The sequence below is a fragment of the Variovorax sp. P4_B11 genome (assembly GCF_056402355.1).
The window spans coordinates 1-14107 of sequence record NZ_JBFUHO010000082.1; the positions used below are offsets into that span (position 1 = coordinate 1).

A 14107-nucleotide genomic window follows, 5' to 3' on the forward strand; every position below is an offset into this window, starting at 1 on the left:
CGAGGCGTTGATCGAGCCCATGGTGCCGACCACCTGGCTGACCACGCTGCCGCCCCTGACCGCCACCTCGGAGGCCGAGACGGCCAACTGGTTGGCCTGCCGGGCGTTGTCGGCGTTCTGCTTGACCGTCGAAGTGAGCTCTTCCATCGAGGCCGCCGTCTCTTCCAGCGAGCTGGCCTGCTCTTCGGTGCGCGAGGACAGGTCCTGGTTGCCGCTCGCGATCTGGCCCGACGCCGTCGCGATCGTGTCGGTGCCCGTGCGGACTTCGCCGACGATCTTCACCAGGCTGGTGTTCATGTCCTTGAGCGCCTGCAGCAGCTGCCCGGTCTCGTCGCGCGTGCCGGCCTCGATGCGGCTGGTCAGGTCGCCGCCGGCCACCGTCTGCGCCACTTGCACCGCCCGGCCCAGCGGCCGGGTGATGCCGGCCGCGAGCCACCAGGCGCAAACGCTGCCCAGGCCCAGCACGAGGACTCCCAGCGCCAGCAGCAGGCTGCGGCTGGACCGGTAGCTGGCGCCGATCTGGAGCACCGTGCCGTCGATCGTTCGCCGCTGCATCTCGAGCAATTGCTGGACCTTGTCCAGGTAGACCTTGGCGGCGGGCATGAACATCCGCTCCAGTGCCCGGTTGGCCTCCTCCGTCGTGCCCTCGGCCTTGGCCTTGACCACGGCGTCCCGCCCTTCGAGGTACTTCGTCCGCACCTCCTGGAACCCCTTCCACAGCGCCTTCTCCTCTTCGCTGACCAGCAGCGGCTCGAGCTGCTTCTGCATGGCTTGCGCCTCCTTGGTGGAGTTCGCGCTTTCCTCGGCAAAGAAGGGGCCGAGCGATGGGTCGGCACTCTTGGCGATGGCGGTGGTTCGGCGCACGCCGACCGCCACCAGCCGGTACCAGTCGCTGATGATCCGTTCCTTGGCCAGCGGCTGGTGGGTGATTTCTTCGGCGGCGGTCGTTACCGCATGAAGGCGCCAGATGCCGAGCGCAGTCATCAGCGCCATCAATGCCAGCACAAGGCCGAATCCCAGACCCAGGCGGGTGCCGATCTTCCAGTTTTTCACGTCAGTTCCTCATAGCCGGCCCGTCCGACTGTCAGAGGAATATCGGCAAGCGGGCGAAAAAATGAAGCCCGGCCTGCGGCGTCAGCCGGCGAAGCCGCCGTCGTCGAGAAATTTCTGCTCTTCCGCCGTGCTGCGGCGTCCCAGGGCCGCATTGCGATGCGGGAAGCGACCGAAGCGCGCCACGATGTCGCGGTGCAGCACGGCGAAGCGCTGCGTGTTGTCGTCGAGCGCCCTGCACAGGAGGACCGAGCGCTCCTGGTCGGCCAGTGATTCCGAATGCGTGAAGGGCAGGTAGAAGAACGGCCGCAGTGCCGGCTCGACCTGCTGGTCGAATCCGGCCGCGATCGCTGCCTGCGCGACCGCCAGCGCCCTGCCGTCGGTCGCGAACATGCGGCCGCTGCCGCGCCAGGCGTTGCGGGGCAGCTGGTCGAGCAGCACCAGCAGCGCCAGCGCGCCTTCGGCGTCGGCCGCCCAGTGGTCGAGTGCGCCGGCGGCGGCGAGGTGGTGCGCGGGCTCGAAGCGGGCCTTGAATTCGGCATCGAAGGCCTCGTTCTTGGCGAACCAGCGGCGCGGGCCGGCGTCGCGCCAGAAGGCGGTGACCTCGCCGGGAGAGGGAAGGGCATTCATGCGGCGGATGATGCCATCGGGTCTCGAAAGTCGGGGCGGTGGCCGACATCGCGGACGACCGCCGCTGCCTAAGCTTGGCGCATCACAACCCGATGGAGATGTCCCATGACCCGATACGGAAGAATCTTGCGCCTGGCCCTTGTCGCGGGCGTCGCGACCGTGGCCCTGGCGGGCTGCGGAATGATGTCGAAGTCCAATACCGCGAGCTTCAGCGGCGCCATGAATGCGGCCAGCGAGGTGCCGCCCAACATGACGCGCGGCAGCGGCATGGCCGAGGCCTGGCTCAGCAAGGACACCAACGTGCTCAAGTACAAGATCACCTACGAGGGCTTGAGCGGGCCGGCCACAGCCGCGCACTTCCACGGTCCGGCCGCGGCAGGCGCGAACGCCGCCGTCGTGCTGCCCTTCGCATCGCCGGCCAGTCCGATCGAGGGCCAGGCCACGCTGACGCCGGCCCAGGCGGCCGACCTGATGGCCGGCAAGTGGTATGCCAACATCCACACGGCGGCCAATCCGGGCGGCGAGATCCGCGGCCAGATGCTGCCGAAGATGTAGCCGGGTCCCTGCGGTCCGGCGTGCTGGCGAGGCGGGTCGCGCATGGTGTCAAATGACGCCATGCCCGCCACACGAAAAGCACGCGCACCCGCCTCCCGACCCGCCAACCCGCGGGTCGACATCTCCACCGCCAGGAAAGCCCTGGTGCTGCAGGGCGGCGGCGCCCTGGGCGCCTACCAGGCCGGCGTGTACGCCGGGGTGTTCGAGAAGCACAAGGCGCTGGACTGGGTCGCCGGGGTGTCGATCGGCGCGGTCAACGCGGCCTTGATCGCCGGCAATCCGCCGGAGCGCCGCGTCCAGCGACTGCGCGAGTTCTGGGACCTGGTCTCGTCGGGGCCGACCCAGCGCCTGCCGGCCTGGTGGGGCGGCGACCGGGCGGTGCTGAACCAGTGGAGCGCCACCGCGGTCGCGTTGCTCGGCGTGCCGGGTTTCTTCGAGCCGCGCCGCACGCCGGCGCTGATGCTCGGCGGCTCGGCGCCGCTGCTGAGCTACTACGACACTTCGCCGCTCAAGTCCACGCTCGAGCGGCTGGTCGACTTCGACCGCATCAACCATTGCGAGACCCGCTTCAGCGTCGGTGCCGTCAACGTGCGCACCGGCAATTCGATCTATTTCGACAACACGGTGCAGCGCATCGGGCCCGAGCACATCATGGCCAGCGGCGCGCTGCCGCCCGGCTTCGCGCCGGTGCACATCGACGGCGAGGACTACTGGGACGGCGGCATCGTCTCCAACACGCCGCTGCAGTACGTGCTCGACATCCATCCGCGCAGCGAGCCGCTGATGGTGCTGCAGGTCGACCTGTTCAGCGCCCATGGCGCGATGCCGCGCACGCTGGCCGAGACCCTGGAGCGGCAGAAGGACATCACCTATTCGAGCCGCACCCGGATGAACACCGATGTGCTGGCTTCCAACATGAACCTCCAGCAGGCGATCGCCGACCTGATCGGCAAACTGCCGGCGCCATTGCGCAAGGACCCCAGCGTGCATGCGGTCCGTGCCCAGCTGAACCACCAGCCGATCGAGATCGTGCACCTGATCTACCGCGACAAGCCCTACGAGCTCGAATCGAAGGACTACGAGTTCTCGCGCGCCTCGGTGGACGAGCACTGGGACGCCGGCCTGCGCGACATCTGCAACACGCTGGACCATCCCGAATGCCTCCAGGGGGCTTCGCTGTCGAACGGCGTCACCACCTTCGACCTGACCGAGCCGAATGCCCGCCGGATCCGCCGTCCGATGCAGCATCCGCTGATTCCGGCCGGACAGTGAGCGCCGGACCCCCACCGGCACGCCGCACAGGCACGCAGATTGCACGCATTCCCCCATCCCCGTCACACCAAGGAAAACCCATGCAGCTCAAGGACAAGGTCGCTTTCATCACCGGATCGGCCAGCGGTATCGGCAAGGAGATCGCGATCCTGTTCGCGCAGGAAGGCGCGAAGATCGTGATCGCCGACCTCAACAAGCAGGCGGCCGACGCCACGGCCGCCGAGCTCGAGGCCAGCGGTGCCCAGGCCATCGGCGTCGGCGTCGACGTCACCAGCGAGGAGCAGGTCGATGCGGCGGTCGAGGAGGCGGCCAAGGCCTTCGGCGGCATCGACATCCTGATCAGCAACGCCGGCATCCAGATCGTGCATCCGGTGGAAGAGTTCAGCTTCGCCGACTGGAAGAAGATGCTGGCGATCCACCTCGACGGCGCCTTCCTGACGACCAAGGCCTGTCTCAAGCACATGTACGCGCAGGGCCGCGGCGGCAGCGTGATCTACATGGGCTCGGTGCACTCCAAGGAAGCTTCGCTGCTGAAGGCGCCCTACGTGACCGCCAAGCACGGCCTGATCGGCCTGGCCAAGACCGTGGCCAAGGAGGGTGCCAAGTACAACGTGCGAGCCAACGTGATCTGTCCCGGCTTCGTGCGCACGCCGCTGGTCGAGAAGCAGATCCCCGAGCAGGCGAAGACGCTCGGCATCACCGAGGAGCAGGTGATCAAGAACGTGATGCTCAAGGAAACCGTGGACGGCGAGTTCACCACCACCGACGACGTCGCCCGCGTGGCGCTGATGTTCGCGGCCTTCCCGACCAATGCGCTGACCGGGCAGTCCCTCGTCGTGAGCCACGGCTGGTTCATGCAGTGAGGGCGGCCGCACCCGCCTGCGCCACGACCGCCCTCCGACGGCGCGCTGCCCGCTGAAGCCGCGATGGAACTGAGGCAACTGCGCTATTTCGTCAAGACCTGCGAACTGCGCAGCATGGGGCGCGCCGCGCTCGAGCTCGACCTGGCGACCTCCGCGCTGAGCCAGCAGATCAGCCGCCTCGAGAGCGAGCTGTCGACGCGCCTGCTGCAGCGCAGCTCGACCGGCGTGACGCCGACCGATGCCGGCCTGGCCTTCTTGCAACAGGCCCAGCTCACCTTGCGCCATGCCGACGAGGCGGTGCGGGCGGCGCAGCAGGCACGGCTCGCGGGCCACGTGAGTATCGGCCTGCCGCCGACCACCTCGTCGGTGCTCGGCGTGCCGCTGATCCAGGCCATGGCCGAGCGCTATCCCGAGGTCAGGCTGCACCTGGTGGAGGCCCTGTCGGGCCACCTGGCGACCATGCTCAACGGCCGCCAGCTCGACCTCGCGGTGCTGTTCCAGGCCGACGCTGCACGGCGCTGGACCGTGCTGCCCTTGCTCGACGAGAAGCTGTTCGTGATCGGCCATGCCGACCTGCCGGGCCTGCCCGCAGGGCCGCAGGTGCGCATCGCGCGCCTGGGCGAGCTGCCGCTGATCCTGCCGAGCGCCTCGCATGGGCTGCGCGCCACGCTGGCCGCGGCCTTCGCTCGCGCCCGCGTCGAGCCGCGCGTGGTGGCCGAGATCGACGGCCTGGCGCTGCTGATGGACGCGGTGCGCGCGGGACAGGGCGCGACCATCCAGCCGGGCGCGGCGACCGCTCGCCTCGGCGACGCCGGCCTGGTGCAGGTGCGCATCGCCGATGCTCAGGTGGGCCGCCGCAATCTGCTGGCAAGCCTGTCGGACGACGAGCTGTCGCCGGCGGCGCTGGCCGCCCGGGTGGTGCTGTCCGACGTCGCGCGCCGGCTGGTGCGCGACGGCCGCTGGGCCGGCGCCACTCTTCACGAAAACTGAAGACCCCTTGCCTCGGGCGCACTGTCGCCCGAAGGCCTGCCTGCCTACAGTTGCCCTTCACCACGAGGAGACAACTGAATGATCGACGTCCTGGTCGTCGGCGGCGGCAATGCCGCGCTGTGCGCCGCGCTGATGGCGCGCGAGGCCGGTGCCAGCGTGCTGCTGGTCGAGGCCTCGCCGCGCGAATGGCGCGGCGGCAATTCCCAGCACACGCGCAACCTGCGCTGCATGCACGATGCGCCGCAGGACGTGCTGGTCGAGGCCTATCCCGAGGACGAGTACTGGCAGGACCTGCTGAAGGTGACTGGCGGCCTGACCGACGAGCACCTCGCCCGCATCGCGATCCGTGCTTCATCGACCTGCCGCGACTGGATGCGCCGACATGGCGTGCACTTCCAGCCACCGCTGTCGGGCGCGCTGCACGTGGCGCGCACCAACGCCTTCTTCATGGGCGGCGGCAAGGCGCTCGTCAATGCGTACTTCCGCAGCGCCGAGCGGCTGGGCGTCGAGGTTCGCTACGACACGCCGATCGTCTCGATCGAACTCGACGGCGATCGCTTCGTGGCGGCGCGCGCGGCGAGTGGCGAGCGCATCGCGGCCTGCAGCTGCGTGCTCGCGGCCGGCGGCTTCGAGTCGAACCGCGATTGGCTCATCGAGGCCTGGGGCGAGAACGAGCGCGGCGAGCGCCCGGCCGAGAACTTCCTGATCCGCGGCACCCGCTACAACCAGGGCGTGCTGCTCAAGGCCCTGATCGACGCCGGCGCCGATTCGGTCGGCGACCCGACGCAGGCCCACATGGTGGCGATCGACGCCCGGGCGCCGCTGTACGACGGCGGCATCTGCACCCGCATCGACTGCGTGTCGCTCGGCGTCGTCGTCAACCGCGATGCGCAGCGCTTCTACGACGAGGGCGAGGACTTCTGGCCCAAGCGCTATGCGATCTGGGGCCGGCTGGTGGCGCAGCAGCCGGGCCAGATCGGCTACTCGATCATCGACCGCAAGGCGATCGGACGCTTCATGCCGCCGGTGTTCCCCGGCACCGTGGCCGACACACTGCCCGAGCTCGCACGCAAGCTGGGCTTGCCCGAAGGGCGCTTCGGCTACACCTTGAGCGCGTACAACGCGGCCTGCCGCGTCGGCCGCTTCGACCACACGAGCCTCGACGACTGCCACACTGAAGGACTGGCGCCCGCCAAGACGCACTGGGCGCGGCCGATCGACACGCCGCCGTACTACGGCTATGCCTTGCGGCCCGGCGTCACCTTCACCTACCTGGGCCTCCGGGTCAACGACGCGTCCGCCGTGCACTTCGGCGGCCGGCCGAGTCCGAACCTGTTCGTCGCCGGCGAGATGATGGCGGGCAACGTGCTCGGCAAGGGCTACACGGCGGGCGTCGGCATGGCGATTGGCACCGCCTTCGGCCGCATCGCCGGCACCCAGGCCGCCAGGGCCGTCAACAGGGAGCGCGAGCATGCAGCAGCTTGAAGCGCTGACGCGCGAAGCGGTGTCGCTGGCGACCGGCGGGCGGCGCGTGATCCCGATCCTCGGCGAGAGCGAGACCGAGGTCGGCCGCCAGATGCAGATCTGCAATGCCTGCCGCTACTGCGAGGGCTTCTGCGCCGTGTTTCCGGCGATGACGCGGCGGCTCGAGTTCGGCCGCGCCGACATCCACTTCCTGGCCAACCTGTGTCACAACTGCGGCGCCTGCCTGCATGCCTGCCAGTACGCGCCGCCACACGAGTTCGCGGTCAACGTGCCGCGGGCCATGGCCGAGGTGCGAGGCCAGACCTATGCCGACTACGCCTGGCCGCCGGCGCTGGGCCGGCTCTATCAGCGCAACGGACTGACGCTGTCGATCGCCCTCGCGGCCGGGCTGGCGCTGTTCCTGCTGCTGGCGGTGGCGCTCAAGGGCACGCTGTGGGGTGGCGCGCTGGGGGGCAACTTCTACAGCCTGTTTCCGCACAACCTGCTGGTCAGCCTGTTCGCGCCGGTGTTCGGCTTCGTGGTGTTCGCGCTCGGGATGGGCGTGGCGCGCTTCTGGCGCGAGATCACGCCGGCGACCAGCGGCGCGCCGCTGCGGGCGCCGGCCGCGGCCGAAGCGGCCGATGCCGTGCTGCGCCTGAAGTACCTGGACGGCGGCCATGGCGAGGGCTGCCCCAACGAAGACGATGCCTGGACGCTGTCGCGCCGACGCTTCCATCACTTCACCTTCTACGGTTTCCTGTTGTGCTTCGCTGCCACCAGCGTCGCGACGCTCTACCACTACCTGTTCGGCTGGCACGCGCCTTACGACCTGCCGAGCCTGCCCAAGCTGCTCGGTGTCGTCGGTGGCGCGAGTCTGATGATCGGCACGGCGGGGCTCTGGCGGCTCAACCGCCGGCGCCATGCGTTGCAGGGCGATGCGGCGCAGAAGCCGATGGACCTGGGCTTCATTGCCTTGTTGTTCCTCACCAGCGCGAGCGGACTGGCGCTGTGGCTCGGGCGCGGCACGCCGGCCCTGGCGCTGCTGCTGTGCCTGCATCTCGGCGCGGTGATGGCGCTCTTCGCCACGATGCCTTACGGCAAGTTCGCGCACGGCATCTTCCGCACGGCGGCGCTGCTGCGCCACGCGGTCGAGAAACGGCTGCCGAATCCGGTCGGGCTCGGCGCCGACTGAAGCATTTCGAACAACGACCACAGGGACCCACGATGATCCGTTTTCTGCTCCTGCGCGCCGCCCTCTTGGCAGCGGCTGCTTCATTCTTGCTGCCCAGCGTTGGCCATGCGCAGGACTTTCCGCCCAACAAGCCGGTGACGCTGGTGGTCGGCTTCGCCGCCGGCGGCGCGGCCGACGCGGCGGCGCGCCTGATCGCGAAGAAGCTGGGCGAGAACATCGGCCAGAAAGTCGTGGTCGACAACAAGGCCGGTGCCGGCGGCAACATCGCCCACCAGCTGGTGGCGGCCGGGCCGGCCGACGGCTCGATGCTGCTGTTCGGCTCGATCGGCCCGCTGACCATCGCGCCGCATGTGATGAAAGTCCGCTACGACCCCTTCAAGGACCTGGCTGCCATCTCGGGCGGCGTCAATTTTCCGAACGTGCTGGTGGTGAACAAGGGCGTGGGCGTGAAGACGCTGGCCGAGTTCGTGGCGCTCGCGAAGAAGAAGCCCGGAAGCATCGATTTCGCGTCCACCGGTGCCGGCTCGGCCTCGCATCTGGCGGGCGAGTTGTTCAACCAGCGCGCGGGCATCGACATGGTCCACGTACCGTACAAGGGCGGCGCGCCGGCGCTGCAGGACCTGCTGGGCGAGCGTGTCGCCTCGTATTTCTCGGCGCCACCGACCGCGCTGCCGCAGGTCGAGGCCGGCAACCTGATCCCGCTCGCCACCACCGGGTCGACGCGGCCGGCCTACTTGCCGAACATCCCCACGGTGGCCGAGTCGGGCTACCCGGGCTTCGAGGCGTTGAACTGGTATGCCTTCGTGGCACCGGGCAAGACGCCGGCGCCCGTGCTCGACCGCTGGAACCTGGAGATCGTGAAGGTGCTGAACGATCCGGGCGTCAAGGAGGCGCTGAACAAGCACGGCCTCACGCCCCAGCCCACCACGCGCGCCGAGCTCACGGCCTTCATGCGCAAGGAAGACGCCAAGTGGGGCGGCATCGTGCGCGAGCGAAAGATCACGGCTGATTGAGAGAGCCCCCGCGCTCCCCCACTGCGTGTGGGTCGCTGCCCCCCGAGGGGGCCGCAGTCCGGCTTGGGGCGGCCCGGCGCCGGCCTGGATGGCCCCCACGCTCCTCACTTCGTGTGTCGCTGCCCCCCGAGGGGGCCGCAGTCCGGCTTGGGGCGGCCCGGCGCCGGACGGGTCTTCATTTCGTTGGTGTGGCGAGCTTGAGTTCCCAGGTCTCGCCGACCAGTTGCTGCCCGAAGCCTTCGTAGGGTTCCGACTTCACCAGCTTGAACCCGCGTGCGGCGTAGATGCCGCGCGCCGCCGCGAGGCAGCTGTTGGTCCACAGGACCATCTTCTTGTAGCCCTTGTTGCGCGCGAAGGCGATGCACTCGTCCGCGAGCCGCCCGCCCAGCCCCAGGCCGCGTGCCTGCGGCGCGAGGATCAGCATGCGCAATTGCGCGGTGGTGGGCGACTTGCGCACCACGAACACCGCGCCGACGCGCTCGCCATTGAGCTCGGCGATCCAGCAGCGCTCCCAGGCGGGCTGGAACTTGCGCAGGAACTGGCCCGCGATGTCGGCCACCAGCGCCTCGAATTCCCCGCTCCAGCCGTATTCGCGGGCGTAGATCTCGCCGTGCTGCTGCACCACCCAACCGATGTCGCCGGGCGCCGGGTCGCGCAGCACCGCCGCCAGCGTGCGGGCCGGCGGCCGCGTTTCCGGCTCCAGAAGGGCCTGCAGCGTGTCCATCGCCTTGATCAGCTGGTGCCGCTCGGCCGGCGCCAGCGGCGCCAGCAGCGCCCGCGCCTCGTCGCGCGATTTCTGCTGCAGCGGCGCGAAAGCCGCATGGCCGGCTTCGGTCAACGCCAGCAGGCTCTGCCTGGCATCGCGCGGATGGGGCTGGCGGTGCAGCCAGCCCCGGGATTCGAAGCGGCGCAGGATGCGGCTCAGGTAGCCGCCGTCCAGGTGCAGGTCCCGGCCGATCTCGCTGGCCACCGCTTCCGCGCGATGCGCCAGTTCGTAGAGCACACGCACGTCGGTCAGCGACATGTCGCTGTCGAGGTAGGGGTCGAGGATGCCGATGCGGCGCGTGTAGAAGCGGTTGAAACGGCGGATCGCCTTGACCTCGGCAACTTCCGTAGTGGGGGTGGGAGTGCTGGTCATGCTTGCCATTGTCATGTAATTGATTGACTAAGGCAATCAATTGATCGGCTGCCATCGTTTCTCGTTTGCCCTTTAGGGCGACAGATCCAATGGAAAACCCTAAAATCGCGGGTTGCCCACCACGGGCCCACCCGGCCCGCAGGCCTGCGCGGCAATCCCTTTGCCGCATTTCCCGATGAACGCCCCAGTCGACGTCTCCTTTTTCGCGCGCGCCGCCAAGCCGCTGACCAGCTACCGCAAGTACTGGGCGGCCCGCTTCGGCACGGCGAAGTTCCTGCCGACCACGCGCGCCGAGATGGATGGCCTCGGCTGGGACAGCTGCGACATCATCGTGGTCACGGGCGATGCCTATGTCGACCATCCCAGCTTCGGCATGGCCGTGATCGGCCGCATGCTCGAGGCCCAGGGTTTCCGGGTCGGCATCATCGCGCAGCCCGACTGGCAGAGCGCCGACCCGTTCAAGGTGCTCGGCCGCCCGAACCTGTTCTTCGGCGTCACCGCCGGCAACATGGATTCGATGATCAACCGCTACACGGCCGATCGAAAGGTGCGCAGCGACGACGCCTACACGCCCGGCGACATCGGCGGCCGGCGGCCCGACCGCGCGGCCATCGTCTATTCGCAGCGCTGCAAGGAAGCCTGGAGCGACGTGCCGATCGTGCTCGGCGGCATTGAAGGCTCGCTGCGCCGCATCGCGCATTACGACTACTGGCAGGACAAGGTGCGGCGCTCGATCGTGGTCGACGCCAAGTGCGACCTGCTGCTGTACGGCAACGCCGAGCGGGCGATCGTCGAGATCGCCCACCGGCTGGCCGCGCGCGAGCCGGTGGCGCAGATCACCGACGTGCGCGGCACGGCCTTCGTGCGCCGCGAAACGCCGGAAGGCTGGTTCGAGATCAATTCCACCAGCGTCGACGAGCCGGGCCGGGTCGAGGCCCATGTCAATCCGTACCTGATGGTGTCCGACCAGGCCAAGGCCAACGGCGCCACCTGCGCCAAGGAAGACGACGCCCAGGCAGTCGCCCAGGCCGCCGAATCCGCGGGCTCGGTCAACCTGTCGATCAAGCCGCTCAACTTCGTGCCGAACCCCGCCCTGCAAAGCCGCGAGCGCATCAAGGTGCCGCCGCGCGACCGCTCGGTGATCCGGCTGCCGTCCTACGAGCAAGTGCGCGCCGATCCGGTGCTCTACGCCCACGCCAACCGCGTGCTGCACCTCGAGACCAACCCCGGCAACGCCCGCGCGCTGGTGCAGGCGCACGGCGAGGGCACGACCGCGCGCGACGTCTGGATCAACCCGCCGCCGATCCCGCTGACCACGGCCGAGATGGACCACGTGTTCGACCTGCCGTATGCGCGCAGCCCGCATCCGCGCTATGCCGACCAGAACGGCAGCCACGACGGCGGGACGAAGATCCCCGCGTGGGAAATGATCCGCTTCAGCGTCAACATCATGCGCGGCTGCTTCGGCGGCTGTACCTTTTGCTCGATCACCGAGCACGAGGGCCGCATCATCCAGAGCCGCTCGGAAGAATCGATCATCAAGGAAGTCGAGGCGATCCGCGACAGCGTGAAGGGCTTCACCGGCACCATTTCCGACCTCGGCGGCCCGACCGCCAACATGTACCGCATCGGCTGCAAGTCGCCCGAGATCGAATCGGCCTGCCGCAAGCCCAGCTGCGTCTATCCGGGCATCTGCCCGAACCTCAACACCAACCACGATCCGCTGATCAAGATCTACCGCCGTGCGCGGGCGCTCAAGGGCATCAAGAAGATCCTGATCGGCTCCGGCCTGCGCTACGACCTGGCGGTGCAGTCGCCCGAGTACGTCAAGGAGCTGGTGCAGCACCATGTCGGCGGCTATCTCAAGATCGCGCCCGAGCACACCGAGCAGGGCCCGCTCACGAAGATGATGAAGCCGGGCATCGGCAGCTATGACAAGTTCAAGCAGATGTTCGAGAAGTACAGCGCCGAGGCCGGCAAGAAGCAATACCTGATCCCGTACTTCATCGCCGCGCACCCGGGCACCAGCGACGAGGACATGATGAACCTCGCGATCTGGCTCAAGAAGAACGGTTTTCGCGCCGACCAGGTGCAGACCTTCTACCCGTCGCCGATGGCCACCGCGACCACGATGTACCACACCAACAAGAACCCGCTGCGCAAGATCACGCGCGAGAGCGAGACGGTGGACATCGTGCGCGGCGACAAGCGCCGCCGCCTGCACAAGGCCTTCCTGCGCTACCACGACGCCAACAACTGGCCGCTGCTGCGCGAAGCGTTGAAGGCGATGGGCCGGGCCGACCTGATCGGCAACGGCAAGCACCACCTGATCCCGACCTGGCAGCCGCTGACCGACGGCAGCTACCAGAGCGCCCGGCGCAAGAACTCGACAGCGGTGGCGGCCAAGCCGGCGGCGCCGGTCAAGGGCCGCATCCTGACCCAGCACACCGGGCTGCCGCCGCGCGACACCGGGGCAGGGCGCACCCGGCCTTCGGCGGGCAAGCCGATCCGCAAGGACCGCTGAGCGGCCGGCGCCGCAGTCGCTGTATCGTGTCGGCATGAACACTCTGCCGGCGCTCTTGTTCCTGTGCTTGCGCGTCGGCATCGTCCTGATGCTCTCGGTGTCGGCTTTCGGCGCCCGGGCGGCGCTCGAGGCGGGTTCGGCCCAGGCCCTGCGCGAACTGCACGGCAAGCTCGGCGAACAACTGGCCCGCAGTCCCTTGAAGCGGCCGATCGTGCTCGATTCGGCCGAAACCGACGGCGGGCTGCAGGGCGATGTCTATGCGGTCGTCAATCACTCGCTCGAGGACGTGCGGCGCGCACTCGAGCAATCCCCCCAATGGTGCGAGATGCTGCTGCTGCACATCAACAACCGGCGCTGCCGCGTGGCGCGCGGGCCCGAAGGCGACGTGCTGACCCTGAGCGTGGTCCCGCGCTACGACAAGCCGATCGAACAGGCCTTCGAGCTGTCCTTCGGGCACCGCGCGGCGCAGGCCACGGCGGACTACCTGCTGGTCGAGCTGGCAGCGGAATCGGGCCCGATGGGGACCAGCCACTACCGCGTGATGGTCGAGGGGATCCCGCTCGGCGAGCACCAGGCCTTCCTGCATTTCGCCTACGCCTATGACCACAGCATGATGGCCCGCCTCGCCACCATGGCCTACCTCGCGACCTTCGGCAGCCACAAGGTGGGCTTCACGGTGGTCGGCAAGAAGCCGAACGGCGGTCCCGACTACATCCGCGGCCTGCGCGGCCTGGTAGAGCGCAACGCGATGCGCTACTTCCTGGCGCTGGAGGCCTGCCTCGACGGCCTCCCGGCGCCGGCGCCGGAGCGCGCCGACAAGCGCCTGCACCGCTGGTTCGAGGCCAGCGAGCGCTACCCGACCCAATTGCACGAGGTCGACCTGGCGACCTACCTGGCGGTCAAGCGCGAGGATCGCCTGCGCGACACCGGCCTAGTGCGCTGAGGCGTCGCGCTCGTCGCGGCGTCAGCGAAGCACCAGCACCGGCGTGTGCGAATGCGTCAGCACATGCAGCGTCTCGCTGCCCATCAGCAGCCGCTTGATGCCGCGCCGTCCGTGCGAGGCCATCACGATCAGGTCGCAATGGTGGACCCGCGCGGCTTCGATGATGGCTTCGGACACGCCTTCGGCACGCATCACGATGCCGGTGGTGCGCTTGACACCCCGGGCATCGGCCTTGGACTTGACCGCATCGACCACCCGCTGCGACTCAGCGTCGGCCTCGTCGCGCAGCCGCGAGACCTCGATCTGGCTGAGCAGCAGCGAGCCCTCGAAGTAGCTGGCGGCCTGGTGATGGGAGACCTTGACGGCGTACAGCTCCGCCTGCGTCAGGAGGGCCAGGTCGATGGCGCTGCCCACGGCCTGTTCCGACAGGTCGGAGCCGTCGGTCGCCACGAGGATTCGTTCGTACATGACGC

General features: G+C 68.8%; 13 protein-coding genes. 9 read left to right on the plus strand and 4 right to left on the minus strand.

All coding sequences use genetic code 11. The features are described 5' to 3' along the window. Both AC1DYD_RS36880 and AC1DYD_RS36885 read right to left on the minus strand, forming a co-directional pair. Positions 1–1053, minus strand: a 1053-nt coding sequence (locus AC1DYD_RS36880; RefSeq protein WP_478177693.1) for a methyl-accepting chemotaxis protein, incomplete at its 3' end; no start/stop codon positions are given. An 81-nt stretch (positions 1054–1134) separates the two neighbouring features. Further along, positions 1135–1680, minus strand: coding sequence for a DUF924 family protein (locus AC1DYD_RS36885; RefSeq protein WP_478177694.1), 546 nt, complete (start codon positions 1678–1680; stop codon positions 1135–1137). 105 nt (positions 1681–1785) lie between these two features. Between AC1DYD_RS36885 and AC1DYD_RS36890 the strand changes: the two genes are divergently transcribed. The 7 genes from AC1DYD_RS36890 (at position 1786) to AC1DYD_RS36920 (ending at position 9029) form a co-directional block, all read left to right on the plus strand. Next, complete coding sequence (locus tag AC1DYD_RS36890) at positions 1786–2235, plus strand: CHRD domain-containing protein (RefSeq protein WP_478177695.1); 450 nt, start codon at positions 1786–1788, stop codon at positions 2233–2235. Between the two features lie 60 nt (positions 2236–2295). Further along, on the plus strand, positions 2296–3507 hold the full coding sequence (locus tag AC1DYD_RS36895) for a patatin-like phospholipase family protein (protein WP_478177696.1): 1212 nt from the start codon (positions 2296–2298) through the stop codon (positions 3505–3507). An 80-nt stretch (positions 3508–3587) separates the two neighbouring features. Next, positions 3588–4370: a 3-hydroxybutyrate dehydrogenase gene (locus AC1DYD_RS36900; protein WP_478177697.1), complete on the plus strand. Its 783-nt coding sequence runs from the start codon at positions 3588–3590 to the stop codon at positions 4368–4370. 63 nt (positions 4371–4433) lie between these two features. Next, entirely contained in the window at positions 4434–5360 is a 927-nt protein-coding gene (locus AC1DYD_RS36905) for a LysR substrate-binding domain-containing protein (protein WP_478177698.1), read from the plus strand. Between the two features lie 78 nt (positions 5361–5438). After that, complete coding sequence (tcuA, locus tag AC1DYD_RS36910; protein WP_478177699.1) at positions 5439–6845, plus strand: FAD-dependent tricarballylate dehydrogenase TcuA; 1407 nt, start codon at positions 5439–5441, stop codon at positions 6843–6845. Beyond that, positions 6832–8016: a tricarballylate utilization 4Fe-4S protein TcuB gene (gene tcuB, locus AC1DYD_RS36915; protein ID WP_478177700.1), complete on the plus strand. Its 1185-nt coding sequence runs from the start codon at positions 6832–6834 to the stop codon at positions 8014–8016. Before tcuA ends, tcuB begins: the two co-directional genes overlap by 14 nt. A gap of 32 nt (positions 8017–8048) precedes the next feature. Beyond that, complete coding sequence (locus AC1DYD_RS36920; protein ID WP_478177701.1) at positions 8049–9029, plus strand: Bug family tripartite tricarboxylate transporter substrate binding protein; 981 nt, start codon at positions 8049–8051, stop codon at positions 9027–9029. A gap of 175 nt (positions 9030–9204) precedes the next feature. On the opposite strand, the gene AC1DYD_RS36925 is transcribed toward AC1DYD_RS36920, so the two are convergent. Continuing rightward, a complete protein-coding gene (locus AC1DYD_RS36925) occupies positions 9205–10176 on the minus strand; it encodes a bifunctional helix-turn-helix transcriptional regulator/GNAT family N-acetyltransferase (protein WP_478177720.1) in 972 nt (323 codons plus the stop codon). A gap of 166 nt (positions 10177–10342) precedes the next feature. Between AC1DYD_RS36925 and AC1DYD_RS36930 the strand changes: the two genes are divergently transcribed. Then, on the plus strand, positions 10343–12691 hold the full coding sequence (locus AC1DYD_RS36930; RefSeq protein WP_478177702.1) for a YgiQ family radical SAM protein: 2349 nt from the start codon (positions 10343–10345) through the stop codon (positions 12689–12691). Positions 12692–12725: 34 nt separating this feature from the next. Next, positions 12726–13634 (plus strand): hypothetical protein, encoded by a 909-nt coding sequence (locus AC1DYD_RS36935; RefSeq protein WP_478177703.1) that lies wholly within the window; start codon positions 12726–12728, stop codon positions 13632–13634. Positions 13635–13655: 21 nt separating this feature from the next. Here the strand turns inward: AC1DYD_RS36935 and AC1DYD_RS36940 are convergent, their stop codons facing one another. Then, positions 13656–14102, minus strand: a complete 447-nt coding sequence (locus AC1DYD_RS36940) for a universal stress protein (RefSeq protein WP_478177704.1) — start codon at positions 14100–14102, stop codon at positions 13656–13658. Positions 14103–14107: the final 5 nt, after the last annotated feature.